Genomic DNA, 25,268 nt, shown 5'->3' with positions numbered 1-25,268 from the left:
CTAGTAGTGCAGAGTGAGCGGCACTGGATCTTCTTCGACGGGGGAAGAACCGGTGGGGTTGTTGGGTGACTCTGAGAACACGTGCCTCCAGGGGCCTTCCGTTGATCTGTCCACAGCAGCCCCAGGGTGAGCGTCCTGGCCCGGAGTGACTTGATAGAAGCCTGCTGAGCCGTCAACTCGCACTAGGTCTGTCCCCGGACCAGGGCGCTCGCGTCTGTCCCGTCATCAGCGAAAACAGACAACGAGGGCAAGCACTGATGGTGACAGTGGGTATCGATCCGCACAAGCACGTCCACGTCGCGGTGGCCGTCAACGCTGACGGCAAGCGTATCGGCAAGCCGCTGACCGTCAGCAACGACGTGTCCCTGATCGCGGTGCTTCTGAAGTGGATCAGGTCGATCGAGGACGGAGTCCCCGTGACCTGGGCCATTGAGGACGGCCGGGGTTTCGCCCGCCGCTTGGCCGACGGACTGCTGCTCGCCGGCCACGAAGTGGTCTGGGTTCCCACTCGCCTGGCCGCCGCACACCGCAAGCTGCACGCGGCCACCGGAGCAAAATCCGACCAGATCGACGCCACCGCGGTAGCCCATGCCGCCATCGCCAACCCCGGCTTGGACCGGCACCGCATCGACGAGCGCGTGCGCGAGCTGCGCGTCCTGGTCGACTACCGAACAGATCTCATCAAGCGTCGTACGATGGCGATCAACCAGCTCAAGGCCCAACTGCACGTCTGGCTCGACCACACGCCCGGCGACCTGGCCCGAGCCAGGAATCTGGAAGCGGTGACCGCGCTGGTGAACACCGCGTCGCTGCGGACGCACGTCCGTCAGGCGTTGATCGGCATGATCACCGAGATCGCCGAGATCAACAAACGAGTCCACGATCTCGATACCGCGATCAAGCAACTCGTGACCCCCTTGGCACCCGCGCTGCTGGAAGTCGTCGGGATCAGCCATAACTCGGCAGCGGTCTTGATCAGCGAGATTGGCGACATCACCCGGTTCGCCACCTCGGCCAAGCTAGCGCGCTACACCGGCTGCGCACCGATCCCCGTCTACTCTGCCGACAACGAACGCCACCGTCTGCACCGCGGCGGCAACCGGCGACTCAACAGCGTGCTCTACACCGCCGCGATCGTGCAGAAACGCCGGCACCCACCCGCGCAGGCGCTCCTGGCTCGCCACGAATCCGCCAAAGGCGCGCGGGGAGCCCGCCGCATCCTCCAACGCCACCTCATCGACGTGATCCACCGAGCTATGACCACAGATCGCACGGCCTGGCAACACCACGTCACTCACCACCAGCCCGCCAATTTGACATAGAAGCACCAACGGCCTCTTGCGTCAATACTTCCCCAAAGGGACGGACCTATCCGGCTACACCCAACAAGAACTCGACAAGGTCGCTGACGAGCTGAACAACCGTCCACGACAGACGCTCGACTGGCTCAAACCCACCGAAGCCTTCAACAACCTCTTGCTAGATTCAGCAACCTAACCCGGTGCACTCACCGGTTGAATCCGCCTCTGGAGTTCGGTTGGGATTGGCGCGAGGTGCATGGTTGGCCAGAAGCGCTGCCCTCGAGAGTGGGCAGCGCTTCTGGCTGTGGTCCGGCCGTGGGGTTCGGTCAGGTTGTTTCGGTACTACGTATTCGCTCGAAAGCTGCGTTTTTGTCGAATCTCTACCTGGTGTTCGATCCACGGTCTGAGTTCAACAATGTTCCGTTCGGTCGGCGATAACGCGGCGGGCCGGACGCGCCGTACAGAGCGCCGCGCCGGCTAGCGGACGCCGTAGAGGTGCTCCAAGGCCAGCTGGTCGAGCTGCTCGAAGGCCATGCCGCGGGCGGCCGCGGCCTCGGGATCGAATTCCTCGGCACGCAACGATTCCAGTGTCTCGCCCGCAGCCAGGGTGGGCTGAGCCAGCTCGGTCACCCGGGCGGCCGCGAGCGCCTCCCGCACCTCGGTGTCGGCGCGGAACGCGCGCACCTTCTCCCGCAGGATCAGGTAGTTACGCATGCAGCCGGCTGCCGACGCCCACACGCCGTCGAAGTCCTCGGTACGCGGCGGCTTGAAGTCGAAGTGCCGTGGGCCGTCGTAGCCACCGTTTTCGATGATGTCGACGGTCCAGAAGGCGCCCCGCGCGTTGCCCGCGCCGAACCGGAGGTCCTGGTCGAACCGTGGGCCGTGCTGGCCGTTGAGGTCGATGTGGAACAGCTTGCCGTGCCACAGCGCCTGCGCGAGCCCGTGCGCGTAGTTGAGCCCGGCCATCTCCTCGTGCCCGACCTCCGGGTTCAGCCCGACCAGCTCGGGGCGCTCCAGCTCGTTGATGAACGCCAGCGCGTGCCCCACGGTCGGCAGCAGGATGTCGCCGCGCGGCTCGTTCGGCTTGGGCTCGATCGCGATCCGCAGGTCGTAGCCGGAGTCCAGAATGTACTGGGTCAGGAGGTCGAAGGCTTCCTTGTACCGTTCCAGCGCGGAGCGGATGTCCTTGGCCGCACCGGACTCAGCGCCTTCCCGCCCGCCCCAGCAGACGAACGTGCGCGCGCCCAGTTCGGCGGCCAGGTCGAGGTTGTCCAGCACCTTGCGCAGCGCGAAACGGCGGACGTCACGGTCGTTGTTGGTGAAACCGCCATCTCGGAACACCGGGTGGGAGAACAGGTTCGTGGTGACCATCGGTACGACCAGGCCGGTGGCGGCCAGCGCCGCCCGGAACGGCTTGAGCGCGGCCTCCTTTTGCGCGGCGCTCGCGCCGAACGGGAAGACGTCGTTGTCGTGGAAGGTGATCCCGTAGGCGCCCAGCTCGGCCAGCTTGTGCACGGCCTGACCGGGATCGAGCGGCGGCCGGACGGCACCGCCGAAGACGTCCACCCCCTGCCAGCCCACGGTCCACAGCCCGAACGAGAACCTGTCCTCACGGGTTGGCGTGAAGTCCGGCATGCTTTTCCTCCTAGTGTCTTACTGGCAGTGTGCCGATCTTGCGTTGTCAAGAGGGTCCTGGCATGAGGGACTCGTTACTGTCGAAATCCGGCATGAACGGGTATCACTCATGCTGAGCGACAACGGCCCTTCACCTATCTGCCGAAGCCTGCGGTCAGCCCGCTGACGAGTTGGCGCCTGCCGAGAATGTAGAGCGCGAGCACCGGGAGTGTCGACAGGACGACGGCCGCCAGCACCGCGGGGATGTTGACCCGGAACTGGCCTTGGAACGCCCACAGCGACATGGGCAGCACGCGCTGGTCCGAGCTTTGCGTGAGGATCAGCGGGAACAGGAAGCCGTTCCACACGTTCAACCCGTCGTACACCGCGACCGTGACCAGCGCCGGCCTGGTCAGCGGAATCACCAGCGAGAGCAGCGTGTGCCAGTCGCCGGCGCCGTCCACCCGCATGGATTCGAACAGCTCGTTGGGCACGTCCCGCAGGAAGTTCGCGAGAATGATCACCGACAGTGGGATCGCGAAGGCCGCCGACGGCAGGATGATCGCCAGCAGCGTGTCGTACAGGTGCGCCCGGGTGATGAGGTAGTAGACCGGGATGATCGTGGCCTGCAACGGGATCGCGAGCCCCAGCAGGAAGACCCGGTAGACCGACCACGAGAACCGGGTCCGGCCGCGCACCACGAAATAGGCCGCCATCAGCGAGACGGCAACGGTGATGACCACCGTCCCCGCCGTCACCACCACGCTGTTGGCCAGGTAGCGCAGAAAGTCGTTCTGCAGCACCAGCGAATAGGCATCGAGGGTCGGGTGCGTGGGCGGCCGCAACGGGTTCTCGTCGTAGAAGCCGCGCTGGTCGCGCAGGCTGGTGATGACCACGTAGTAGACCGGCACGATCGTGATGATCAGCCAGCCGAACCCGGCGATGCCGCCCGGCACGTTGGCGCGCAGGCGCCGCTTCGCCATCAGGAGCCCTCCAGTTGGCTGCCTCGCGAGAAGTTCGCCAGCCTGGCCAGGCCGAGAGACAGCGCCAGCCCGGCGACCACCAGCAGCACGGCCAGGGTGCTCGCCCGGCCCATGTCGTTGTTGGAAAACCCGTTGAGGTACATGTCCAGCGGCAGGAACCGGGTCGCGTTGCCGGGCCCGCCGCTGGTGAGCACAAAGACCAGGTCGAAGTAGGTCAGCGAACCCACCAGCATCAGGGTGGACGAGGTGATGATCGTGTACCGCAACTGCGGCATCGTGATGTGGAAGAACTGCCGCACCACACCGGCGCCGTCGAGTTGCGCCGCTTCGTACAGCTGTGCCGGGATCTGCCGCACGCCGGCCTGGTAGAGCAGGGTGTGGAAGGGCACGAACTGCCACGCGATCACGAAGATCACCACGTAGAGCGTGATCGACGGGTCGCCGAGCCAGTCCTGGGACAGCCAGTTCGCGCCGAAAGCGCGGCTGAGCCCGAAATTCGGATCGAGCAGAGCCTTGAAGGCGATCGCGATGGCCGCCGATGAAAGCAGCATCGGCAGGAAGTACAGCACGCCGAGGACCGCGCGGTACCGGCCGCGCCGCGCGATCAGCACCCCGAGCAGCAGCGACACCGGTGTCTGGAACAGCCAGCTGAACACCATCACCTGCACGGAAAGCCAGATCGCGTGCCCGGTCGCCGGGTCGGACAGCGCGGCGGTCCAGTTGCCCAGCCCGATCCACGCCGGGTCGGCCACGCCGTCCCACTTCATCAGGCTCAGCACCACCACGCCGGCGAGCGGCACCAGCGCGAAGACGCCGAAGAGCACCAGCGCGGGTGCCGCCAGCAATGGGCTGGGCCCGGTGCGACCCCGAACCCGGGGGGCCGCACCGGATCTTTTCGAGGCAGGCGCCGGCCGGTCCTCGGTGAGGACCACCGTTGCTCGCTCCGTGCTCATGTGGGTTCCTTCGCGAGTCCGGCGCGCGCTCTATGAGCAAACAAAGCGCTGCTCATGTGGGACTCATTTCCCGATCGTGGCGTTCATGTTCGCGGCGAACTGCTCGGGCGTGATCTGCTTGCCGAAGAGCTGGTCGAGATTGGTGAGCAGGGCATCGGCCTGCCCCGTGGACAGCGCCTGGTCCCAGGACATCTGGAAGTTCGGCGCGCCAGCCGCGAGGTTGTAGACGTAGGTCAGATAGTCCGGGTCCGGGGCCTTGGCGAGCTTGTCTTGAATGCCGTTGACCGGCGGCACCGAACCGGACGCGAGCAGACTGTCCACATAGGAGTTGTTCATCAGGCCGTCCTTGAGATACTGCACGGCCGCCTTCTTCTGCTCGTCGCCGGCATGCGCCGCGATAGACCAGAAGTTGGCCGGGTTGCCCACGATGTCCTTGGGATCACCGACGCCGCCCGAGACCGTCGGGAACGTGGTGTAGCCGAGCTTGTTCGCGGCGAACTGGGGGTCGGCCTGCTTGACGGTCGGGAAGGCCCAGGAACCCATCAGGTACATCGCCGCCTTTCCGGTGAACAGCAGGGCGGTGTCCGCGTTGCTGTCCGTGGCGATCGAGTTGAAGCCCTTGACGAAGCCGTTCGCGTCTACCAGTTGCTGGATCATCTGGTTGGCGCGGGTGACGGCCGGGTCGGACCAGGCGCCGGGCTTGTTCGCGGCGATGGCGTTGAACACCTCCGGGCCGCCGATCCGGTCGACCAGGTACTCCTCCCACATCAGCTGCGGCCACTTGCTCTGGCCACCGATGGACAGCGGCGCGATCCCGGCCGCGTTGAACTTCGGCACCAGCGCCATCAACTCGTCCCAGGTCCGGGGTGGCTGCGCACCGACCTGGGCGAACAGGTCCTTGTTGTAGAACAACATCACCGGCTGGATGCTGTTGTTCGGCAACGCGTAGGTCTTGCCGTCGATCTGCCCGGCCTTCAGCACCGAGGGCAGGTAGCGGTCGGTCATGGCGGGGTTGGCCTGCACGTCGGCGGAGAGGTCGTAGATCTTGCCGGCGTCCACCCAGGACCTGAGCATCCCGCCGTTGCCCCAGCTGAAGACCAGCGTGGGCGCCTGGTCTGCGCCGATGGCCGAGCGGATCTTCTGCTTGTAGGCGTCGTTGCCGTAGAACTCGCCCTGGACCTTGTCGGCCTGGAAGGAGGCGCGGAAGGTCTGCTCGTCCCCGCCGGTGAGCGCCCACGCCGTAACTCCGTTGGCGGCGCCGGGGCCGCTGGAACCGCACGCCGTGGTGAAGGTGAGGAGAGCGGCCAGCCCGGCCGCCGCGAGAGCCGTGCGCTGCTTGCCCAGTGTCATCATCTGCCTTCTCCATTGAAGGTCGAAAACTTTCGAAAATGGTTTGGCAATAGTCGGAAAGTAAACCGGCGACAATCGTCCGTCAAGGGCTATCTGTGAATCGAAATACCGGCTACAGTGACTCGAAAATTTTCCGATAGATGCGCGGCCGGTGGCCCGGGCGCGGAGAAAGTCTTGGACCGACACTGTTGGAGGTTGCCGTGGCTGCTGGCAAGCGGCCGACGCTCGCCATGGTGGCCGACGCCGCCGGGGTTTCCCTGCCGACCGCATCCAAGGTGCTCAACGGACGCGGCGACGTCTCCGCCGAGACCAGGGCACGCGTGGAGAAGGTGCTCCGCGAGTTCGGCTACGTGCCCCAGATGGGGCGCCGGGTGGTCGCCCCGGCCCGGGTCGTGGACTTGGTGTTCGACGACCTGGTCAGCCCGTACTCCCTGGAGCTGCTGCGCGGGGTGACCGAGGCCGGCGCCGAGGCAGGTGTGGACGTCGTCGTGAGCCGGCTTCCCGACGCGGAGCACCGCGGACCGCTCACGCCGGAGAACACCTGGGCACAGCGGCTGAAGAGCAGCGGCCGCGAAGGGTTGATCGTGGTCACCTCCGAGCTGAGCCTGGCCCAGGTCGAGGGGTTCGCCCGCGCCGGGCTGGCGCTCGTGGTGATCGACCCGCTCAACCTGCCGCGGGTCGAGGTCACCAGCGTCGGCGCCACCAACTGGCTGGGCGGGCTCGCCGCCACCGAGCACCTGCTTGGGCTGGGGCACCGGCGGATCGGGTTCGCGGGCGGGCCGGTGCAGGCTTCGTGTAGCCAGGCAAGGCTGGGCGGCTACCGCGCTGCGCTGGACAGCGCGAGCGTGCGCCCGGACCCGGAACTGGTGCTGCACGGCGCGTTCCACTACCGGGACGGGCTGGAGATGGGGAGCAGGCTCCTCGCGCTGCCGGATCCGCCCACCGCCGTGTTCGCGGCGAGTGACGCGACCGCGCTCGGCGTGATGGAAGCGATCCGGCGTCAGGGTCTGCGCGTGCCCGAAGAGCTCAGCGTGGTCGGGTTCGACGACACGGTCATGGCCTCTGTGGCGACACCGGCGCTCACCACGGTTCGCCAACCCCTCGAAGACATGGGGCGCGTCGCGTTGCGGACGCTGCTCCGCCTCATCGCCGGCGAAACGCTGGATTCCCACCATGTCGAGCTGGCCACGAATCTCGTGGTGCGCGGTTCCACGGCGCATGTGCGGGGCGGCTGAGCCGGCGAAACCGTTCGGGGTGGGCAAATGCGACGGCCGCGCGCCCTCCGGGGAAATCTGCGCGAACGCGTTCGTTGAATTCTGAAGGAGATCATGTGAACTGGCGTGACAGCTCGCTTCCCCTCGATGAGCGCGTAGAAGCACTGCTGGGGGAGATGACGCTCGAGGAGAAGATCGCGCAGCTGGGCAGCTCCTGGCCCGGCAACGAGGAGCTCAACGGGAACGTCGCCCCGATGCAGGACGTGTTCGCCCGCGGCGGCGTGCCGTTCGAGCAGGCACGGGCCAACGGGATCGGGCACGTCACGCGGGTGTTCGGCACCGCTCCGGTGAGCGCGGCCGACGGCGCCGCGCGAGTGGTGGCGTTGCAGCGGGAGATCGTCGAGCAGACCCGGCTCGGTATCCCCGCGATCGTGCACGAGGAATGCCTCACCGGCTTCACCACCTACGGCGCGACGGTCTACCCGACCTCGCTGGCGTGGGCCGCCACCTTCGATCCCGGCCTGGTGGAGCGGATGGCCGGCGCGATCGGCGACGACATGCGCCGGGCCGGTGCGCACCAGGGCCTTTCGCCGGTTCTCGACGTGGTGCGCGACTATCGCTGGGGGCGGGTGGAGGAGACCCTCGGCGAGGACCCGTACCTGGTCGGCAGGCTCGGCTCGGCCTACGTCCGTGGCCTGGAGCACGCCGGGATCATCGCCACGCTCAAGCACTTCGCCGGCTATTCCGCCTCCCGCGCGGCCCGCAACCACGCGCCCGTGTCGATCGGCTGGCGCGAGCTCGGAGACGTGATTCTGCCGCCGTTCGAGATGGCCATCCGGGATGGCGGCGCCCGCTCGGTGATGGCCGCCTACGTCGATCTCGACGGCGTGCCCGCTTCGGCCCACGAGCGGCTGCTTACCGGAATCCTGCGGGACGAGTGGGGCTTTGACGGTGTGGTGGTGTCGGACTACTGGTCGATCGCCTTCCTCAAGACCATGCATGGCATCGCCGAGGACGTCGGGCAGACGGGCGCACTGGCGCTCGCGGCCGGTGTCGACGTCGAGCTGCCGGACACCCTGTGTTACGGCAAGGAACTCGTCGACCTCGTCCGCTCGGGCGAGGTCGACGAGTCCGTTGTGGACCGTTCCGTGCGGCGGCTGCTCCGCCAGAAGGCCGAACTCGGCCTGCTGGACGAGGGCTGGGTGCCCGAGGTGTCCGAAGTGGACCTGGATTCGCCGCGCAACCGGGCGATCGCGCGTGAGGTGGCGGAGAAATCGGTGGTGCTGCTGGCCAACACCGGCGTGCTCCCGGTGGGGGCCGGCAAGATCGCGGTGGTCGGGCCGTGCGCGGACGACCCGCTGGCCTTCCTGGGCTGTTACTCCTACCCCAACCACGTGCTGCCGCGGTACCCAGAGCTCGGGCGGGGCGTGGCGGTGCCGTCGCTGCTGGCGGCCCTGCGCGCCGAGCTGCCGGATGCGGAGATCGTCGCGCACCAGGGTTGCCCGATCGGGGAGGAGGACCGGTCCGGGTTCGCCGATGCGGTAGCGGCCACGCAGGAGGCCGACCTGTGTGTCGCGGTGGTCGGCGACCGTGCGGGCATGTTCGGCGAGGGCACCTCCGGCGAAGGCTGCGACGCCGCCGACCTGAGCCTGCCCGGCGTGCAGGACGAACTGCTCAGCGAACTGCTGGCCACGCCGACCCCGGTCGTGGTGGTCGTGGTGTCCGGGCGACCCTACGCACTCGGCGCGCACGCCGACCGGGCGGCGGCGCTGGTCCAGGCATTCCTGCCCGGCGAGGAGGGCGGCGGCGCGCTGGCCGGGGTGCTCTCCGGCCGGGTCATGCCGACCGGCAAACTGCCGGTGCAGGTCCCACGGCTGGCGGGCGGCTCACCGGGTACCTACCTGCACCCGCCACTGGGCGGCAACAGCGAGGGCATCAGCAACCTCGACCCAACGCCGCTGTTCCCGTTCGGGCACGGGATCTCCTACACCCGCTACGAATATTCGGATCTCCGGCTGAGCGCGCCGGAAATCCCGACCGACGGCGAGGTGGCGGTCTCGGTGCAGGTGGCCAACGCCGGCGACCGCGCGGGCGAGGAGATCGTGCAGCTGTACCTGCACGACGTGTGCGCCCAGGTCACCAGGCCGGTGCGGCAACTGGCCGGGTTCGTCCGGGTGGCACTGGCGCCCGGCGAGCGGGCCCGGGTGACGTTCGGGCTGCATGCCGACCGCACTTCGTTCATCGGTTTGAACCTGCGGCGCATCGTCGAGCCGGGGACGGTCGAGGTGTTCGTCGGCCCGTCCTCTGCTGACCTGCCCTGCTCGGCCTCTTTCGACCTGACCGGCCCGGTGCGCGAGCTCACCCGTGACCGCGTCCTGACCACCCCCGCCACGGTCGCCCCGATCGCCTCCTGACCGGGGTGCTCAAGGCCGCGTTTTACCGAGGCGACAACGGAAAACCCGTCGGTTGGTGCGGAGTCAGAAGCCGTAGGTGATGATTCGGGGGAGGGTGTCGGCGTGGAGGTGGCCGAGGACGTACTGCTCGTGGGGCACGGTCGGGTTCGGTAGCGCGTCGAGCGGGAACCACTGCAGGTCGGCGGCCTTGTGCGGCTCGGCGCGCCGGGGCCGGCCGGTCCAGGTGCGGCATTCGAAGAAGAAGTCGACGCGCTCGTTCACCGCCCTGCGGTCGCCCTTCGTCCGGTGCATGACTGCCAGTGGCACGAGGTCTTCGGCGGCGATGTCGATGTCGAGCTCCTCCGCGGCTTCCCGGCGTGCGGCGTCGACGGCCGACTCACCGGATTCGACGTGACCGGCCGCGGCCATCGCCCAGTGCCCGTCCATGTAGCCGGTGCCGCTGCGAAGCTGCAACAGCACTTCCTCGCCGGCGTCGGACCTGCGAAGCACGACGTAGACGGCAGGAACCACCCGAAACTCTTTGACCATGAACGAGACGGTAGCGCCAATTCCGTCCGGCCGGGACGCTCAGGGCCGCAGACGGTCCACCTCCTCGGCCAGCACCCGGATCTCCTCCTCGGTGTTGTAGTAGTGCACCGACGCGCGCAGGAGGTCCGGCAGCTCCCGGGCGGTGAAGTCGTACTGCGCCGAGGTGGGGCCGGTGACCGTCGTGTTGATCCTGGCCCGGGCCAGCTCGGCGCGGAGCTCGGCGGAGGGCATCCCGTCGACGCTGAACGTGACGATGCCGCTCTGTCGTTTGCCCTGGTCGTGCACCCGCACGCCGGTGATGCCGGACAGCATCGCGCGTAGCGTGGCGGCCAGTTCGCACACCCGTGCCTCGATCGCGGGGAGCCCGATCTCCAGCGCGTAGCCCACCGCCGCGCCGAGTCCGAGCGTGGCGGCGACGTTACGCTCCCACACCTCGAACCGCCGCGCCGACTCGGCCACCTCGTACTCTCCGGTACTGGTCCAGACCGCGGAGCGCAGGTCGAGCATCACCGGTTCGAGCCGGGCGCGCAGCCGCGGGTGCACGTAAAGGAACCCGGTGCCGCGCGGGCCACGCAGGTACTTGCGGCCGGTGCCGCTCATCGCGTCGCACCGCAGCCGGGTCACGTCGAGGTCGAGCTGCCCGGTGGACTGGCATGCGTCCAACAGGAACGGGATCCCGGCGCGCTCGGCGACCGCCCCCACCTGCTCCGCCGGGTTGACCAGCCCGCCCTGCGTGGGCACGTGCGTCATCGAGATCAGCTTGACCCGCTCGTCGATGCGGCGTTCGAGATCGGCGACGTCCAACTGCCCGGTTTCGTCGTCGTCGACCACCTCGACGGTCGCGCCGGATTGCAGGTAAGCGATGGCGTTGCTCGCGTACTCCGCGCGGCAGGTGAGGATCTTGTCGCCCGGCCCCAGGCGGAGCGCGTAGAAGACCGCCTGCCATGAGCGAGTGGCGTTGTCGGTGAGCGCGATATCTTCGGGGGAGGCGTTGAGCAGGCGGGCGAACGAGGCGTAGACCCCCTCGACGCGTTCGGCGGCGGCTTCGGCGGCCTCGTATCCGCCGCGCGCCGCCTCCGCGCGCAGGTGGTCGATCACCGTTTCGGTGACCCGGGCAGGCGGCAGCGCCGAGCCCGCGTTGTTGAAGTGGATCACTTCTGCGCAGCCCGGCGTCTCGGCCCGCAACCTCTGCACGTCTTCAGCACGCATACTCGAGACCTTAGAGAAGATCCTCCGCCGGCAGAACGTGTCGGCGGAGGATGTGAGCAAGGTGGATTCGCGGCGAAAACGCCGGGCCGGCTTCTCCCCGCCCCGCGCGGCACGCCTCCGCGAAACCGTGGGTGGTCCGGGCTAGGCTGAACGCCGGTCTCGCGGTAGCCGTTCACGGGGAGGTTTTCGCTGGTGTCAAACGATTCTTTCGTCCACCTGCATGTGCACACCGAGTACTCGATGCTTGACGGTGCGGCGAAGATCGCCCCGCTGTTCGCGGAAGCGAAGCGGCTGGGGATGCCCGCGGTCGGGATGACCGACCACGGGAACATGTACGGCGCCGACGAGTTCTACCAGCAGGCGCGCAAGGCCGAACTCAAACCGATCATCGGCATCGAGGCCTACATCGCACCGGAGAGCCGGTTCCACAAGAAGCCGGTGTTCTGGGGACAGAGCAACCAGCGGGGCGCCGACGAGTTCGGTGAGGGCGGCGACGTCTCCGGTGGCGGTGCGTACACGCACATGACGATGCTGGCGGAGACCGCGACCGGCCTGCGGAACCTGTTCAAGCTGTCGTCACTGGCCAGCATGGAGGGCTACTACCGCAAGCCCCGGATGGACCGCGAGCTGGTCGCCGAGCACCACGAGGGCATCATCGCGACCACCGGGTGCCCGTCCGGCGAGGTGCAGACGCGGCTGCGGCTGGGCCAGCGCGCCGAGGCGATACAGGCCGCGTCGGACTACCGGGACATCTTCGGCCAGGACAACTTCTTCCTCGAGCTGATGGACCACGGCCTGCCGATCGAGCGGTCGGTGCGCGAGGGCCTGCTGGAGATCGGTCGCCAGCTCGGTCTCAAACCGTTGGCCACCAACGATTCGCACTACGTGACCAAGGACCAGGCCGACTCGCACTCGGCGCTGCTGTGCGTGCAGTCGGGCAAGACGCTCAACGACCCGAACCGGTTCAAGTTCGACGGTGACGGCTACTACCTGAAGTCCGCCGCGGACATGCGCGAGTACTGGGACACCGAGGTCCCGGGCGCGGCGGACTCCACGCTGCTGATCGCCGAGCGCGTGGAGTCCTACGAGGAGGTCTACACGCACCGTGACCGGATGCCCCGGTTCGAGGTGCCGGACGGGCACGACGAGGCGAGCTGGCTCCATCACGAGGTGATGGAGGGACTCAAGTGGCGGTTCCCGGACGGGATCCCCGACGGATACGTCGAGCGTGCCGAGATGGAGCTCGGCGTGATCGCCCAGAAGGGCTTCCCGGCGTACTTCCTCGTCGTGGCCGACCTGTGCAACTACGCCCGCAGCGTGGGCATCCGGGTGGGCCCGGGCCGTGGTTCGGCCGCGGGCGCGCTCGTCGCGTACGCGCTGGGCATCACCAACCTGGACCCGATCCCGCTGGGCCTGCTGTTCGAGCGGTTCCTCAACCCCGAGCGCATGTCGATGCCCGACATCGACATCGACTTCGACGACCGCCGGCGCGGCGAGATGATCCGCTACGCCACGGAGAAGTACGGCGTCGACAAGGTCGCCCAGGTGATCACCTTCGGCACCATCAAGACGAAGGCGGCGATCAAGGACGCCGCACGCGTGCACTTCGGGCAGCCGGGCTACTCGATCGCGGACAAGATCTCCAAGGCGCTGCCGCCGCCGATCATGGCCAAGGACATCCCGCTCTCCGGCATCGTCGACCCCGAGCACGAGCGCTACGGCGAGGCGGCCGAGGTGCGCTCGCTGGTCGAGACGGACGACGAGGTCTCCACGATCTTCACCACCGCCCGTGGCCTGGAGGGCCTGATCCGCAACGCGGGCGTGCACGCCTGCGCGGTGATCATGTCCAGCGAGCCGCTGATGGACGCGATCCCGCTGTGGCGGCGTGACGACGGGTCGATCATCACCGGCTGGGACTACCCGTCCTGCGAGAACATCGGCCTGTTGAAGATGGACTTCCTGGGCCTGCGCAACCTCACCGTCATCGGTGACGCGATCGAGAACATCAAGGCCAACCGGGGCGTCGACATCGACCTCGACACCCTCGGCGTCGACGATCCGGAGACCTACAAGCTGCTCGGCCGGGGCGACACGCTCGGGGTGTTCCAGCTCGATGGTGGCGCCATGCGTGACCTCCTGCGCCGGATGCAGCCCACCGAGTTCGCCGACATCGCCGCGGTGAACGCGCTGTACCGGCCCGGCCCGATGGCGATGAACACGCACAACAACTACGCCGACCGGAAGAACGGCAGGCAACAGGTCACGCCGATCCACCCGGAGCTGGCCGAGCCCCTGAAGGACATCCTGTCCGAGACCTACGGCCTGATCGTCTACCAGGAACAGATCATGCAGATCGCGCAGAAGGTCGCCGGCTACTCGATGGGCCGAGCGGACGTGCTGCGCCGGGCGATGGGCAAGAAGAAGAAGGAGGTCCTCGAGAAGGAGTTCGAGGGCTTCGAAGCGGGGATGAAGGAGAACGGCTTCTCGGTCGAGGCCATCAAGGCGCTGTGGGACACGATCCTGCCCTTCGCCGGGTACGCGTTCAACAAGTCCCACGCGGCGGGCTACGCGCTGGTCGGGTACTGGACGGCCTACCTGAAGGCCAACTACACCGCCGAGTACATGGCCGCGCTGCTGACCTCGGTGGGGGACAACAAGGACAAGTCGGCGGTGTACCTGTCGGAGTGCCGCCGGCTGGGCGTCAAGGTGCTGCCGCCGGACGTCAACGAGTCCGGCCCTCGCTTCGCCGCGGTCGGGGAGGCCATCCGGTTCGGCATGGGCGCGGTGCGCAACGTGGGCGCGAACGTGGTCGAGTCGGTCATCAAGACGCGTGAGCAGAAGGGCAAGTACTCCTCGTTCACCGACTTCCTGGACAAGTCGGAACTGGTGGCCTGCAACAAGCGCGTGCTCGAATCGCTGATCAAGGCGGGCGCGTTCGACTCGATGGGCCACACCCGGCTGTCCATGATCGGCGTGCACGAGGACGCGGTGGAAGCCGTGGTGCCGCTCAAGCGCCAGGAGGCGATGGGCCAGTTCGACCTGTTCGGTTCGGCCGACGACACACCGGACACCGCGGCGTCCTCCTCGCCCCTGGCGCACCTGAAGTTCGGTGACGAGGAATGGCCGCGCAAGCAACTCCTCGCCTACGAGCGGGAGATGCTGGGCCTGTACGTCTCGGCGCACCCGCTCGACGGCGCGGAACGCATCCTGCGCAAGCACGCGCCGCGGCCGATCGCGGCGATCCTGGACAACCCGCCGAAGGAAGGCGAGCTGGTGGTGTCCGGGCTGATCACCTCGCTGGAGCGGCGGGTGAACAAGAAGGGCGAGCCGTGGGCGATCTGCACCATCGAGGACATGGACGCCGCCCTGGAGGTGCTGTTCTTCCCCAAGGCGTACGCCATGTTCGCCACCGATCTGGTGGAGGACAACGCGGTGCTGGTCAAGGGCCGGGTCAACTGGCGCGAGGACAAGATGTCGGTCTTCGGTGGCGGCCTGGTTCCGCTGGACCTGTCCGAGATCGGCAACGGCGACGACGAGCCGCCCCTGATCCTGCACTGCTCGGCCGAGAAACTGGACAAGAGCGTGGTCGGTGAACTCAAGCAGACCCTGTTGGCCCACAAGGGAGACACCCCGGTCCGGCTGAAGCTGGTCGGCCGGCAGCGGGAGACGGTCTTCGCGCTCTACGACTATCCGGTCAAGGTCACGTCGATGCTCATGGGCGAGCTCAAGGGCATCCGCGGCATCACGGCAAGCTGACCCGCCTTCTCGCCCGGCGTGTCCCCGGTCCAGGCACGCGTGTTCCGAGTTCCGGCACGCGTGTTCTGGGTTCAGGCACCCATGTTCCGGGTTCAGGCACGGTGTGTCCCGGGATGCGGTCTGGTCGGGCGGTCGTCTACTCAGGTCCGTGAGCTTGAATCCGGAGTTCGGGGTCATCGAGGATATAGGGGACCTCTCATTCGAAGTTCCCTTTTGGGAAGGTGAGCATTCGGTTCCGGGCTATGGTCTGCCGTTCCATCCGATCGATCTCGGAAACGAGGCGCTGCGGGAGTTCTTCGGTTCATGCTGGAAGGTCGCCGGGACGAATCATGCATCGACCCGGAAGAAATTGAGGTTCCACCGTTTCGGGCCGTATCGGCGGCCAACTCGCCGCCCGAATCTCCTGCGATATCTGACGATCGCCGAAATCACGAGACCGCCGGTGTGTTCGTCGACGTCGGGTGCACGTCGGCGGAGGTGAGCTTGTTGCATACGTTGGCCAGCGCGGGGTTGCGGTCGACGAGGCCTAGCCCTGTGGCGGATGGAAGGCCCCGAGCGCCCGGCCAGCTCGTCTGCGGTGAATCCCGGGTATGTTCCCGCTCAATCGGGAGATCCGTCGGCGGCACCGAACAAGTGGTCCTGCCCTCGCAAGCTCGCTCGTGACGATTACGCCGTCCGCGGCCCGGCGACCGATCCATCACGGGACCAATCGCTAAACTGGCATCCGACGGTATTTGTCTACTTAGTACGCCATGGGGAGTTTTGCGGATGTTGCCGGGGGAACAGCCGCCGGGCCGGGAGACGGTTGTCGATCCGCTCTCGGTGCGGATTTTCGTCTGGTTGGGATTCCCGCTGATCGGTGCCGTCGTGGTGGTCGCGATCAAACTTGCCGCGCCCTGGGTGGTGTCGCTTCCCTGGGCGCCGATGCGGGGCCCCTTCGAGCTGATCGCGTCGGTTCCGGAGCCATGGGGGATGATCGGCGCGGTCGCGGTGGGGCTCGTCGGCGGCTTGGTGTTCGGCGTCCTGGCCAGGAAGGAAGCGCTGTCGGTCACCGTCGACGATGACAAGGTCGTGCTGACCCGGGGCGACGAGTCGCGTGAACTGGACCGCGGCGCGGTCGGCGCGGTCTTCCTCGACGGCAAACACTTGGTGCTGCTGGGCGGCAAGACCGAGGAACTGGCCAGGGAGTCCGGCGACCTCACGGCGGACAGTCTCGCGACCGTGTTCCGTGCGCACGGCTACCGCTGGCTGGACAGCGACCCCACCCGGGACCAGTTCCGGCGTTGGGTCCCCGAGACCCCGGACCTGGACCCCGGCGGCCAACGCGCTGTTGAACGCCAGGGCCAGGGCACTGCGCAAGTCCGAATCCGGCGACGACGCCAAGGACCTGCGCACCGAACTGGCCCGGCTGGGCGTGGTGGTCAAGGATCAGGACAAAAAGCAGTACTGGCGACTCGCAAAGTAGCCCCAGTGTTCACAGGCGGGCGGCCTTGTCCTCCAGGTAGCGGCGTTCGGGGAGGCTGGCGGTGCGGCGTGCGGCTTCCCGGTACGCGTCGCGGGCGGCGGCCGGTGAGCCCGCCATCTCCAGCAGGTGGGCGCGGACGGCGGCCAGCCGGTGGTGCCGGGCCATCCGGTCGTCGGCGTCGAGCGGTGCGAGCAGGTCGAGCCCGGCCTGCGGGCCCTCCGCCATCGCGAGCGCGACCGCGTGGTTGAGCGTGACCATCGGGTTGGGTGCCAGCCGCTCCAGAACCTTGTACAGCGCCACGATCTGTGGCCAGTCCGTGTCCGTGCCAGACGCCGCCTCGTCGTGGATGGCGGCGATCGCCGCCTGGACCTGGTACGGCCCCACGGGCGCCCGCTCCAGCGTCCGGCCGATCAGCGCGACTCCCTCGTCGATCAGGTCGCGGTCCCACCCCCCACGGTCCTGCTCCGCGAGCGGGACGAGGGTGCCGTCCGGCCGGGTCCGGGCCGCCCGGCGCGCCTCGGTGAGCAGCATCAGCGCGAGCAGACCGGCGACTTCGCCATCGTCCGGCAGCAACCGGTGGACCACGCGGGTGAGCCGGATGGCCTCCGCGGTGAGCTCACCGTGATGCAGATCGGGGCCCGAGGTCGCGGTGTAGCCCTCGTTGAAGATCAGGTAAAGCACGTGCAGCACCACTCGCAGCCGTGCGGCCAGCTCGGGCTGCGGCGGCATGGCGAACGAGCCCCCGGCGGCCTTGATGCGTTGTTTGGCCCGGCTGATCCGCTGCGCCATGGTGGCCTCGGGCACCAGGAACGCGCTGGCGATCTGTGCGGTGGTGAGCCCGCCGACGGCGCGCAGGGTCAGCGCGAGCTGCGAAGGCGCGGACAGTGTGGGATGGCAGCACAGGAACAGCAACGCCAGCGTGTCGTCGGAGTCCGGAGCCCGCTCGTCGTCGGGAGCAGGCGCCAGCACCGGGTCTTGCGCGCCGATCGTGACCTCACGGCGACGGCGTGCGGCCTCGCTGCGCCACTGGTCGGTCAGCCGCCGCGACGCGACCGTGAGCAGCCAGCCGCGCGGATTCTCCGGCATGCCCTTCGTGGGCCACTGCACGGTCGCATCCAGCAGTGCTTCCTGCACGGCGTCCTCGCACGCGTCGAACTGACCGTAGCGCCGGACGAGCGTGCCGAGGACCTGCGGCGCCAGCTCGCGCACCAGGTCCTCGGCCACCGCCTGTGCCATCACATCTCCGAGCCGGAGGTGTGCATGATCGCGCGCACCTCCATGGCGAAGTGACGGGCGTCCGGCCAGCTTGCCGCGATCTCGACCGCGCGCTCCTCACTCTCGCACTCGACGATCAGGTAGCCGGCCAGCTGTTCCTTGGCTTCGGCGAACGGGCCGTCCGTGGTGACCGGGATCCCGTCGCGCACGCGGACGATCTTCGCCGTCGACGCGTCGGCCAGCGCCTGCCCGCCGACCAGCTCACCGCTCTCGGTCAGTTCCTTCATGATCCGGTCGACGTCGCCGAACAGTTCCGCGCGCTCCTGCTCGGAAAACGCCTCGTAGGTCGCCGGGTTGTTGTAGATGGCCAGCAGGTACTTCATGTTCACTCCTTGAAGTCGAAGTGCTTTCACCGGTTGGTCGGAGTGGCCGGCGGCTCTTCGACACGGCCGAACCTACCTTTTTCGGATGGGGCTCGGCGGGTGACAGACTGGCTGCAGTCTCGCCGACCGTGAGGAGAACAGGTGTCACAGGCCCGCGAACTCGCCGCGTTCGGGTTCGAGCTCGGCATTCTCAAACGAGTCCGCCGCACCGGGTGGTGGCACGCCGGTGTCCGCGACCCGGAGTCGGTCGCCGAGCATTCGCTGCGTGCCGCGCAGCTGGCCGGGTTGCTGGCCGCCGAGGAAGGCGCGGACCCGGCCCGCGCGGCCTACCTCGCGATCTGGCACGACAGTCAGGAGACCCGCACCGGCGATCTCCCGCACACCGCCCGCCCGTACCTGAAGAAGCCCGATCCGGAGCGGATCACCGCGGACCAGACGGCCGGGCTGCTGGGTCCGGCCGGTGACAGTGTGCGCGCGGCCGTCGCGGAGTACGAGGCCGCCGCGACCCCCGAGGCCAGGTGCGCCCGTGACGCCGACAAGCTCGAAATGCTGTTCCAGGCGGTCGAATACCGCGATATCGGGGTCCGGCAGGTGCAGGAGTGGATCGACTCGGCGCTGAAGGGCTTGACGACCGGCACCGCCCGCCGCGTCGCCGAAGTCGCGGTCGAGCTGTCCTCCCTGGCCTGGCGGGACCGGTAACCGGCCAACGCGAGGTGAACATGCGCCGGCCCCGCGCCGGAGGACCGGACGCGGGGCCGTATCGCCGGGGGAGCCTGGTTACTTCACCGCGCTGCCCTGCTGCCACTGGGCCCAGGACAGCGACCAGTCGCCGTAGAGGTCGTAAACCGGCAGCGGCGGCCCGCCGGAGTTGGTCACCTCGACCACGTCACCGAGCCCGAAGTTGTTGTAGAACCAGGTCGCGTTCTCCGCGTTCAGGTTGATGCAGCCGTGGGAAACGTTCGAGCTGCCCTGTGCCCCCACGCTGTTCGGGTTCTCGTGCACGAATTCCCCGTCGTTCGAGATCCGCGCCGTCCAGTGCTCTTCGGAGCGGTACCAGTTCGGATCGCCCTGGCACACGCCGTAGCTGCACGAGTCCATGGTGTAGTTCTGGGCCTTGAACGAGATCACGTGCGGACCGACGTGGGTCGGGGTGGAGTCCTTGCCGAGGGAGATCGGCATCGACTTCACCATCTGTCCATTGCGGAATATCTGCATCTGGTCGGTGTTGCCGTCCGCCTTGGCGATCCACGAGTCGTGCACCTTGTAGGTCTCGTTGCGGTCCTCCGCCCCGTAGACCCCGTTGCCGAAGTCGACCCCGTAGACCTTCGCGGTGACCTTCAGCGTGGTGCCCGGCTGCCAGTATTCCTTCGGGCGGTAGTGCACGTTCTTGTCGTCGATCCAGTACCAGCCACCCTGCTGCGGCGGGTTGGACACGACCGAAAGCTGCTTTTCCACCGCGGCCTTGTTCTTCACCGGGTAGGTGAACTGGAAGACGATCGGCTGGCCGACGCCGACACCGGTCTGGGCCACGCTGTTGGGCGCCGGGATCATGTTCGGGTTCGCCTGCTTCGCGGGGTTCAACGTGGTGATCTTCCCCTGCTGCTCGGCGGTTTTCCCGGCGTTGTCCACACCTTTCGCGGTGATCGAATACGTGCTGCCATAGCCGAGCGGCTCGGACGTGGTCCAGGTCGTCTTGTCCGCGGAGAACGAGCCCGCAACGGGTTTGTTCTTCGCGGTGTTGGTCACCGTCACGTCGGTGAGGGTGCCCTTGTCCGCCTTGACCACGATGGGCGCCGCCGGGTTCACGTCCTTGGCGTCCGCCGCGGGCGTGATGGACAGGGAAACCGCGGCGGGGGCTTCGACCGACGGGGACTGCGGACCGCCGGTGTTTCCTCCCGAACCGCCGGACGTACATGCGGACAAGGCCAGTGCTGCGACGAGCAGTGCGGTGATCGTGCCGAATCTGCCACGGTCGCGGGAAGTCAGTCTGGGCAACATGTGATCTCTTCTGCGGAAGTCCGAATGGACAGGCGTGTGGGGGCTCAAAATACCGTCACCGGTTCTAGACGCTCGTTGGCCCGGTTTGTTCTCGTCAAGTGGTCTGCGTCACGGGTTGTTAGTGAGTTGTTACCCACGTCCGGCCTGGGGTGAACGTACTCGCACATTCCGGGGGGTTTCCCAGTCGCTACCGGTGGGTAACACTGATGAGTAACCAGGTCCCAGCGGCCTGACGGCCCGTCGAGGAGGTGCCCGATGGTTGATCAACCGAAGGTTACGGAGAAGGAAGCCCGGGCGATCGCCGAGGAGGCGCGGGAGAGCGGCTGGCGCAAGCCGTCCTTCGCCAAGGAGCTCTACCTCGGCCGGTTCCGCCTCGACCTGATTCACCCTCACCCGCGGCCCACCACGGAGGCCACCGCCAAGGCGGAAGGGTTCCTCACCCAGCTCCGCGAGTACTGCGCCACCCTGGACGGGACGGTCATCGAGCGCGAGGCGCGCATCCCCGACGAGTACGTCAAGGGCCTGGCCGGTCTCGGCTGCTTCGGGATCAAGATCCCGGAGTCCTACGGCGGTCTCGGTCTCACCCAGGTCGCCTACAACCGGGCCCTGATGCTGGTCGGCTCGGTGCACCCGGCGCTCGGGGTGCTGCTGTCGGCGCACCAGTCCATCGGCGTGCCGGAGCCGCTCAAGCTGGCCGGATCGCCGGAGCAGAAGGCGAAGTTCCTGCCGCGCTGCGCGCGGGGCGCGGTCACCGCGTTCTTGCTCACCGAGCCCGACGTGGGCTCCGACCCGGCGCGTCTGGCCACCTCCGCCATCCCGACCGCGGACGGGCAGGCTTACGAGCTCGACGGCGTGAAGCTGTGGACCACCAACGGCATCGTGGCTGAACTCGTGGTGGTGATGGCGCGCGTGCCGAAGTCCGAGGGGCACCGCGGCGGCGTGACGGCGTTCATCGTGGAGATGGACTCCCCGGGCATCACGGTCGAACGGCGCAACGCGTTCATGGGGCTACGCGGCATCGAGAACGGCGTGACCCGCTTCCACAAGGTGCGCGTGCCCAAGGAGAACGTGGTCGGCGGCGAGGGCCAGGGCCTGAAGATCGCACTGGCCACGCTGAACACCGGCCGGCTGTCCATTCCCGCGATGTGCGCGGGTGCCGGCAAGTGGTCGCTCAAGATCGCCCGCGAATGGTCGGCGGAACGGGTGCAGTGGGGCAAGCCGATCGCCCGTCACGAGGCCGTGGCCAAGAAGATCTCGTTCATCGCGGCGACCACCTACGCCCTGGAAAGCGTGCTCGACCTGTCCGCGCACCTGAGCGACGACGGCCGCAACGACATCCGGATCGAGGCGGCGCTGGCCAAGCTGTGGTCGAGCGAGATGGCCTGCCGGCTGGCCGACGACCTGATGCAGATCCGCGGCGGCCGTGGCTACGAGACGGCCGAATCGCTCGCGGCGCGCGGGGAACGCGCGGTGCCGGTCGAGCAGCTGGTGCGGGACCTGCGCATCAACCGGATCTTCGAGGGCTCCACGGAGATCATGCACCTGCTCATCGCGCGCGAAGCCGTCGATGCACACCTGTCCGCGGCGGGCGCGCTCGCCGACGCCGAGGCGGACCTGTCCGCGAAGGCGAAGGCAGCGGCCAAGGCCAGCGGCTTCTACGCCCGCTGGCTGCCCCAGTTGGTCACGGGCCGGGGCCAGTCGCCGGTCGCGTTCCGCGAGTTCGGCCGCCTCGCCACGCATCTGCGGTTCGTCGAGCGCACTTCCCGGAAGCTGGCCCGCTCGACGTTCTACGGCATGGCACGCTGGCAGGCACGCCTGGAGAAGCGCCAGGCCTTCCTCGGCCGGATCGTGGACATCGGCGCGGAGCTGTTCGCGATGGCCGCCAGCTGCGTGCGGGCCGAGATGGAGCGCTTCGAGGACGCGCAGCGGGGCGAAACGGCCTACGAACTGGCGGACGTGTTCTGCCGGCAGGCACGGCTGCGGATCGAGGAACTGTTCGGTGCCTTGTGGTCCAACACCGACCAGGTCGACACCCGGCTCTCCGCCCAGGCGATCGAAGGCCGCTACACCTGGCTCGAAGCCGGCGTGTTCGACCCGAGCGAGGGCACCGGGCCGTGGATCGCCGACTGGCGTAACGGCGCTTCGACCGAAAGCTCTGTCGCAAGGAGGTTCCTGCCCTCGAGCCGTTAGCTGCCGGGCTTCCGCCAGATGATCGGCTTGTCGTGGTAATCGCCTCCGCTGTACTTCACGGCGACGACGGGGTCGCCGGTGCTGGCGGCGTCCAGCTGGCAGTTCTCGTACTTCGCCCCTGGCTTGTTGAAGTCGGCGGGGGAGAGCCGGGTGGTGCAGCCCGGTTCCAGGTCGCCGGTGATGAACACGCCGGTGGTGGTGCCGTCGGCGAGAAGCCCGGCCAGCTTTGGTCCGTTCTTGCCGCCCAGGTCCGTTCCGGCGAGGTTCTCCAGGGTGTAACGCAGGTAGTAGGGCGTGGTGGTCTTGGCGTCCTCACCGAAATCCCGCTCGAAGCCCGCCTGGTCGCCCACCTCGATCGCGGTCACCGTCAGGGCGAGGATGCCCTTGTCGATCCCGTCGTCGTAGTGGATCACGGCCCGCTCGCCAAGGGCCAACGTGGTGCCGGGCGGGGTCGGCGGCTCGGTGACCTCGACCGGTGCGTTGCTGGTCTCCGGGGCACCGGCGGAGGTGGCGCTCGATTCGGTTTTCGTGCCGCCGCCGCAGGCGGTGAGTGCGGCGGCGGCGACGGCGAGCAGACCGGCGGCCCGGAGTCCTCGACTGGGGGAGAAGTGCTTCATACCCCGATTGATAGTCGATGGGCCACAACAGGAACCCTGGTCGGGTACCGGTTTCGTGCGGACGATCACAAATCGGCTAGGCCGGAAATCACCGGCTGAGCAGGCTCGAGGCCTCCTGCGCGGCGTGGCCCGCCTCGGCCAGGTGCGCCAGGTTCTCCGGCAGCGGCTCGCCACGGTGACGCTTCGTCTGCGCGTACAACCGGCCGGCGCGGTAGGACGAGCGCACCAGCGGTCCGGCCATCACTCCGGCGAAGCCGAGCGCCTCGGCCGTGGCCGCGTGCTCGACGAACTCCTCGGGCTTGACCCAGCGGTCTATCGGGTGGTGCCGGACCGAGGGCCGCAGGTACTGGGTGATGGTGAGGATCTCGCAGCCGGCGTCGAGCAGGTCCCGCATGGCGGGCTCGACCTCGTCCGGAGTCTCGCCCATGCCCAGGATCAGGTTCGACTTGGTGACCAGGCCGGCCTCGCGGGCCCGGGTGAGGACCTCGAGCGACCGCGCGTAGCGGAACCCGGGACGGATGCGCTTGAAGATCCGGGGCACGGTCTCGAGGTTGTGCGCGAGCACCTCGGGCCGGGCGGAGAAGACCTCGGCGAGCTGGGCCTGGTCGGCGTTGAAGTCGGGGATCAGCAGCTCGACACCGGTACCCGGGTTGAGCGCGTGAATCTGCCGGACGGTCTCGGCGTACAGCCACGCGCCGCCGTCTTCGAGGTCGTCGCGGGCGACGCCGGTGACCGTCGAGTACCGCAGTCCCATCGCCTGCACGCTTTCGGCGACCCGGCGGGGCTCGCCACGGTCGAGCGCGGCGGGCTTCCCGGTGTCGATCTGGCAGAAGTCGCAGCGGCGGGTGCACTGGTCGCCGCCGATGAGGAAGGTCGCCTCGCGATCTTCCCAGCACTCGTAGATGTTGGGGCAGCCGGCCTCTTCGCACACGGTGTGCAGGCCCTCGCGGCGAACCAGCCCCTTCAGTTCGGTGAACTCCGGCCCCATCTTGGCGCGGGTCTTGATCCAGGACGGCTTCTTTTCGATGGGCGTCTGGCTGTTGCGGGCTTCGAGCCGCAGCAGCTTCCGACCTTCAGGCGCAACGGTCACATCGGTCAGCCTACGCTTCCGTTACGGCGTTCCGTGGCTACGCGGGGTCCGGGGTGACACCGGTCAACTTCGCGGTCAACTCCCACAATGCCGACCCGGTCCGCCGGTCCAGCGCCGCGCGCACCGGCGACACGATCGTGGGGTAGCCGCGGGCCCCGGCGAGGCTCGCCGGGCCGATGTAGTCACCGCCGTTGGCCCCGGGCGCGGTCGCCGCGCAGAGCTGGGGAAGCACACCGGTCCGGACGTCCTGGGCGAGCCGGAGCGCCCCCACGATCCGGTCCGCGGCCTCGATCCCCGCGCGCAGCACCGGGTTGCGGTAGGAACGGGCCATCGAGGCGAGCAGGCCGGTCATCGCGAAGCCGGGATGGGCGGCGACGCTGATGACGTCGTCGCCCGCGACGCGCAGCCGGCGATCCAGTTCCATCGCGAAGACCTGGTTGGCGAGCTTGGACCTACGGTAGGCGGTGCTCGGGTTGTAGCGCTGACGTTCGAAGTTCGGGTCGGCGAGGTCGAGCCGAGTACCCCCGGCTGCCATGCTCGACACGGTCACCACCCGCGCCTCGCCGGCGCCCCGCAGTGCGGGCATGAGCAGCCAGGTCAGCGCGGCATGCCCGAGGTGGTTGGTGCCGAACTGCAGCTCGAACCCGTCCTTGGTGAGGGTCCTGGGCGGCGCCATCACACCGGCGTTGTTCATCAGGACGTCGAGCCGGTCGCCGGTCAGCTCGCGCACACCGAGCGCGGCCTGCCGGACGGCGTCGAGGTCGGCGAGATCCAACGGAACCAGCGTGCCCCCGGGCACCGTGCGGAGCGCCTGCTCACCGCGCTCGCGGGAGCGGCAGCCGAGCAGGACGTGCGCTCCCTTCCCGGCGAGCACCTGGGCACTCCGCAGCCCGAGTCCGGAGCTGGCGCCGGTGATCAGCACGGTGCGGCCCGACTGGTCGGGGATGCGTTCCTCGGTCCACCTGCTTCCCATGCGCCACAGCTAACT

At 68.1% G+C, this 25,268-nt stretch carries 20 protein-coding genes and 2 pseudogenes; 10 read left to right on the top strand and 12 right to left on the bottom strand.

Going from position 1 to position 25,268, the window contains the following annotated elements; translation table 11 throughout:
- Nucleotides 1-257: 257 nt before the first annotated feature.
- Nucleotides 258-1,322, top strand: a complete 1,065-nt coding sequence (locus A3CU_RS0116965; RefSeq protein WP_027943332.1) for an IS110 family RNA-guided transposase — start codon at nucleotides 258-260, stop codon at nucleotides 1,320-1,322.
- Nucleotides 1,318-1,497, top strand: a pseudogene (locus A3CU_RS51105) (transposase); the annotation flags it as partial. The gene A3CU_RS0116965 and the pseudogene A3CU_RS51105, both read left to right, overlap by 5 nt.
- A 281-nt stretch (nucleotides 1,498-1,778) precedes the next feature.
- On the opposite strand, the gene xylA reads toward A3CU_RS51105, so the two are convergent.
- The 4 genes from xylA to A3CU_RS0116945 all read right to left on the bottom strand — a co-directional run bounded on the left by xylA (nucleotide 1,779) and on the right by A3CU_RS0116945 (nucleotide 6,201).
- Nucleotides 1,779-2,936, bottom strand: a complete 1,158-nt coding sequence (gene xylA, locus A3CU_RS0116960; RefSeq protein WP_027943331.1) for a xylose isomerase — start codon at nucleotides 2,934-2,936, stop codon at nucleotides 1,779-1,781.
- 134 nt (nucleotides 2,937-3,070) lie between these two features.
- Complete coding sequence (locus A3CU_RS0116955; RefSeq protein WP_027943330.1) at nucleotides 3,071-3,898, bottom strand: carbohydrate ABC transporter permease; 828 nt, start codon at nucleotides 3,896-3,898, stop codon at nucleotides 3,071-3,073.
- Nucleotides 3,898-4,851, bottom strand: a complete 954-nt coding sequence (locus A3CU_RS0116950) for a carbohydrate ABC transporter permease (RefSeq protein WP_052371789.1) — start codon at nucleotides 4,849-4,851, stop codon at nucleotides 3,898-3,900. The genes A3CU_RS0116955 and A3CU_RS0116950 overlap by 1 nt, the downstream gene beginning before the upstream one ends.
- A gap of 63 nt (nucleotides 4,852-4,914) precedes the next feature.
- The gene (locus A3CU_RS0116945; protein ID WP_027943328.1) at nucleotides 4,915-6,201 is read right to left on the bottom strand and encodes an extracellular solute-binding protein; all 1,287 of its coding nucleotides are present in this window, start codon (nucleotides 6,199-6,201) and stop codon (nucleotides 4,915-4,917) included.
- Nucleotides 6,202-6,431: 230 nt separating this feature from the next.
- On the opposite strand from A3CU_RS0116945, the gene A3CU_RS0116940 reads away from it, so the two are divergent.
- Together A3CU_RS0116940 and A3CU_RS0116935 are read left to right on the top strand one after the other, a co-directional pair.
- Nucleotides 6,432-7,436: a LacI family DNA-binding transcriptional regulator gene (locus A3CU_RS0116940; RefSeq protein WP_052371788.1), complete on the top strand. Its 1,005-nt coding sequence runs from the start codon at nucleotides 6,432-6,434 to the stop codon at nucleotides 7,434-7,436.
- Between the two features lie 95 nt (nucleotides 7,437-7,531).
- Nucleotides 7,532-9,829: a beta-xylosidase/alpha-l-arabinosidase gene (locus tag A3CU_RS0116935; RefSeq protein WP_043841341.1), complete on the top strand. Its 2,298-nt coding sequence runs from the start codon at nucleotides 7,532-7,534 to the stop codon at nucleotides 9,827-9,829.
- Nucleotides 9,830-9,892: 63 nt separating this feature from the next.
- Here A3CU_RS0116935 and A3CU_RS0116930 read toward each other — a convergent pair whose 3' ends face one another.
- Nucleotides 9,893-10,357: an NUDIX hydrolase gene (locus A3CU_RS0116930; protein WP_027943325.1), complete on the bottom strand. Its 465-nt coding sequence runs from the start codon at nucleotides 10,355-10,357 to the stop codon at nucleotides 9,893-9,895.
- Nucleotides 10,358-10,396: 39 nt separating this feature from the next.
- Complete coding sequence (locus tag A3CU_RS0116925; RefSeq protein WP_027943324.1) at nucleotides 10,397-11,566, bottom strand: aminotransferase class V-fold PLP-dependent enzyme; 1,170 nt, start codon at nucleotides 11,564-11,566, stop codon at nucleotides 10,397-10,399.
- A 192-nt stretch (nucleotides 11,567-11,758) separates the two neighbouring features.
- Between A3CU_RS0116925 and dnaE the strand changes: the two genes are divergently transcribed.
- The 4 genes and pseudogenes from dnaE (at nucleotide 11,759) to A3CU_RS55635 (ending at nucleotide 16,787) form a co-directional block, all read left to right on the top strand.
- Nucleotides 11,759-15,322, top strand: coding sequence for a DNA polymerase III subunit alpha (gene dnaE / locus A3CU_RS0116920; RefSeq protein ID WP_027943323.1), 3,564 nt, complete (start codon nucleotides 11,759-11,761; stop codon nucleotides 15,320-15,322).
- Nucleotides 15,323-15,425: 103 nt separating this feature from the next.
- Nucleotides 15,426-15,803 carry a DUF6928 family protein gene (locus A3CU_RS55645; RefSeq protein WP_425388255.1) on the top strand — a complete coding sequence of 126 codons (378 nt, stop codon included), beginning with the start codon at nucleotides 15,426-15,428 and terminating at the stop codon, nucleotides 15,801-15,803.
- A gap of 287 nt (nucleotides 15,804-16,090) precedes the next feature.
- Nucleotides 16,091-16,510: pseudogene (locus tag A3CU_RS55640) on the top strand (YqeB family protein); the annotation flags it as partial.
- Nucleotides 16,419-16,787, top strand: a complete 369-nt coding sequence (locus A3CU_RS55635) for a CysS/YqeB C-terminal domain-containing protein (RefSeq protein ID WP_425388254.1) — start codon at nucleotides 16,419-16,421, stop codon at nucleotides 16,785-16,787. The pseudogene A3CU_RS55640 and the gene A3CU_RS55635, both read left to right, overlap by 92 nt.
- A gap of 9 nt (nucleotides 16,788-16,796) precedes the next feature.
- Here A3CU_RS55635 and A3CU_RS0116905 read toward each other — a convergent pair whose 3' ends face one another.
- Together A3CU_RS0116905 and A3CU_RS0116900 are read right to left on the bottom strand one after the other, a co-directional pair.
- On the bottom strand, nucleotides 16,797-18,023 hold the full coding sequence (locus tag A3CU_RS0116905; protein ID WP_027943321.1) for an RNA polymerase sigma factor: 1,227 nt from the start codon (nucleotides 18,021-18,023) through the stop codon (nucleotides 16,797-16,799).
- Nucleotides 18,023-18,385 (bottom strand): YciI family protein, encoded by a 363-nt coding sequence (locus A3CU_RS0116900; protein ID WP_027943320.1) that lies wholly within the window; start codon nucleotides 18,383-18,385, stop codon nucleotides 18,023-18,025. Before A3CU_RS0116900 ends, A3CU_RS0116905 begins: the two co-directional genes overlap by 1 nt.
- Nucleotides 18,386-18,526: 141 nt before the next feature.
- Here A3CU_RS0116900 and A3CU_RS0116895 point away from each other — a divergent pair, with 141 nt between their 5' ends.
- Nucleotides 18,527-19,084 carry an HD domain-containing protein gene (locus tag A3CU_RS0116895; protein WP_027943319.1) on the top strand — a complete coding sequence of 186 codons (558 nt, stop codon included), beginning with the start codon at nucleotides 18,527-18,529 and terminating at the stop codon, nucleotides 19,082-19,084.
- Nucleotides 19,085-19,162: 78 nt separating this feature from the next.
- On the opposite strand, the gene A3CU_RS0116890 is transcribed toward A3CU_RS0116895, so the two are convergent.
- Entirely contained in the window at nucleotides 19,163-20,383 is a 1,221-nt protein-coding gene (locus A3CU_RS0116890) for a L,D-transpeptidase (RefSeq protein ID WP_052371787.1), read from the bottom strand.
- A gap of 255 nt (nucleotides 20,384-20,638) precedes the next feature.
- Here A3CU_RS0116890 and A3CU_RS0116885 point away from each other — a divergent pair, with 255 nt between their 5' ends.
- The gene (locus tag A3CU_RS0116885) at nucleotides 20,639-22,573 is read left to right on the top strand and encodes an acyl-CoA dehydrogenase family protein (RefSeq protein ID WP_027943317.1); all 1,935 of its coding nucleotides are present in this window, start codon (nucleotides 20,639-20,641) and stop codon (nucleotides 22,571-22,573) included.
- Here A3CU_RS0116885 and A3CU_RS45075 read toward each other — a convergent pair.
- From A3CU_RS45075 to A3CU_RS0116870, 3 genes are all read right to left on the bottom strand, one after another.
- Nucleotides 22,570-23,190, bottom strand: coding sequence for a hypothetical protein (locus A3CU_RS45075; protein ID WP_027943316.1), 621 nt, complete (start codon nucleotides 23,188-23,190; stop codon nucleotides 22,570-22,572). The two genes, A3CU_RS0116885 and A3CU_RS45075, sit on opposite strands and share 4 nt — an antisense overlap.
- An 88-nt stretch (nucleotides 23,191-23,278) precedes the next feature.
- Nucleotides 23,279-24,280, bottom strand: a complete 1,002-nt coding sequence (gene lipA / locus A3CU_RS0116875) for a lipoyl synthase (protein WP_027943315.1) — start codon at nucleotides 24,278-24,280, stop codon at nucleotides 23,279-23,281.
- A 37-nt stretch (nucleotides 24,281-24,317) separates the two neighbouring features.
- Nucleotides 24,318-25,253 (bottom strand): oxidoreductase, encoded by a 936-nt coding sequence (locus tag A3CU_RS0116870; protein ID WP_027943314.1) that lies wholly within the window; start codon nucleotides 25,251-25,253, stop codon nucleotides 24,318-24,320.
- Between the last annotated feature and the right edge of the window lie 15 nt (nucleotides 25,254-25,268).

Origin of the sequence: Amycolatopsis taiwanensis DSM 45107 (genome assembly GCF_000519205.1) — a bacterium.
Lineage (GTDB): Bacteria > Actinomycetota > Actinomycetes > Mycobacteriales > Pseudonocardiaceae > Amycolatopsis_E > Amycolatopsis_E taiwanensis.
This window is presented reverse-complemented; position numbering and strand designations above follow the sequence as displayed.

Coding starts and splice junctions, on each gene's coding strand:
- A3CU_RS0116940 (WP_052371788.1), top strand. CDS start 6,432: ATGGTGGCCGACGCCGCCGGGGTTTCCCTGCCGACCGCATCCAAGGTG.
- A3CU_RS0116950 (WP_052371789.1), bottom strand. CDS start 4,851: ATGAGCACGGAGCGAGCAACGGTGGTCCTCACCGAGGACCGGCCGGCG.
- A3CU_RS0116955 (WP_027943330.1), bottom strand. CDS start 3,898: ATGGCGAAGCGGCGCCTGCGCGCCAACGTGCCGGGCGGCATCGCCGGG.
- A3CU_RS0116945 (WP_027943328.1), bottom strand. CDS start 6,201: ATGACACTGGGCAAGCAGCGCACGGCTCTCGCGGCGGCCGGGCTGGCC.
- A3CU_RS0116965 (WP_027943332.1), top strand. CDS start 258: ATGGTGACAGTGGGTATCGATCCGCACAAGCACGTCCACGTCGCGGTG.
- A3CU_RS0116870 (WP_027943314.1), bottom strand. CDS start 25,253: ATGGGAAGCAGGTGGACCGAGGAACGCATCCCCGACCAGTCGGGCCGC.
- A3CU_RS0116900 (WP_027943320.1), bottom strand. CDS start 18,385: ATGAAGTACCTGCTGGCCATCTACAACAACCCGGCGACCTACGAGGCG.
- xylA (WP_027943331.1), bottom strand. CDS start 2,936: ATGCCGGACTTCACGCCAACCCGTGAGGACAGGTTCTCGTTCGGGCTG.
- A3CU_RS0116905 (WP_027943321.1), bottom strand. CDS start 18,023: ATGGCACAGGCGGTGGCCGAGGACCTGGTGCGCGAGCTGGCGCCGCAG.
- A3CU_RS45075 (WP_027943316.1), bottom strand. CDS start 23,190: ATGAAGCACTTCTCCCCCAGTCGAGGACTCCGGGCCGCCGGTCTGCTC.
- A3CU_RS0116890 (WP_052371787.1), bottom strand. CDS start 20,383: ATGTTGCCCAGACTGACTTCCCGCGACCGTGGCAGATTCGGCACGATC.
- A3CU_RS0116925 (WP_027943324.1), bottom strand. CDS start 11,566: ATGCGTGCTGAAGACGTGCAGAGGTTGCGGGCCGAGACGCCGGGCTGC.
- A3CU_RS0116930 (WP_027943325.1), bottom strand. CDS start 10,357: ATGGTCAAAGAGTTTCGGGTGGTTCCTGCCGTCTACGTCGTGCTTCGC.
- A3CU_RS0116885 (WP_027943317.1), top strand. CDS start 20,639: ATGGTTGATCAACCGAAGGTTACGGAGAAGGAAGCCCGGGCGATCGCC.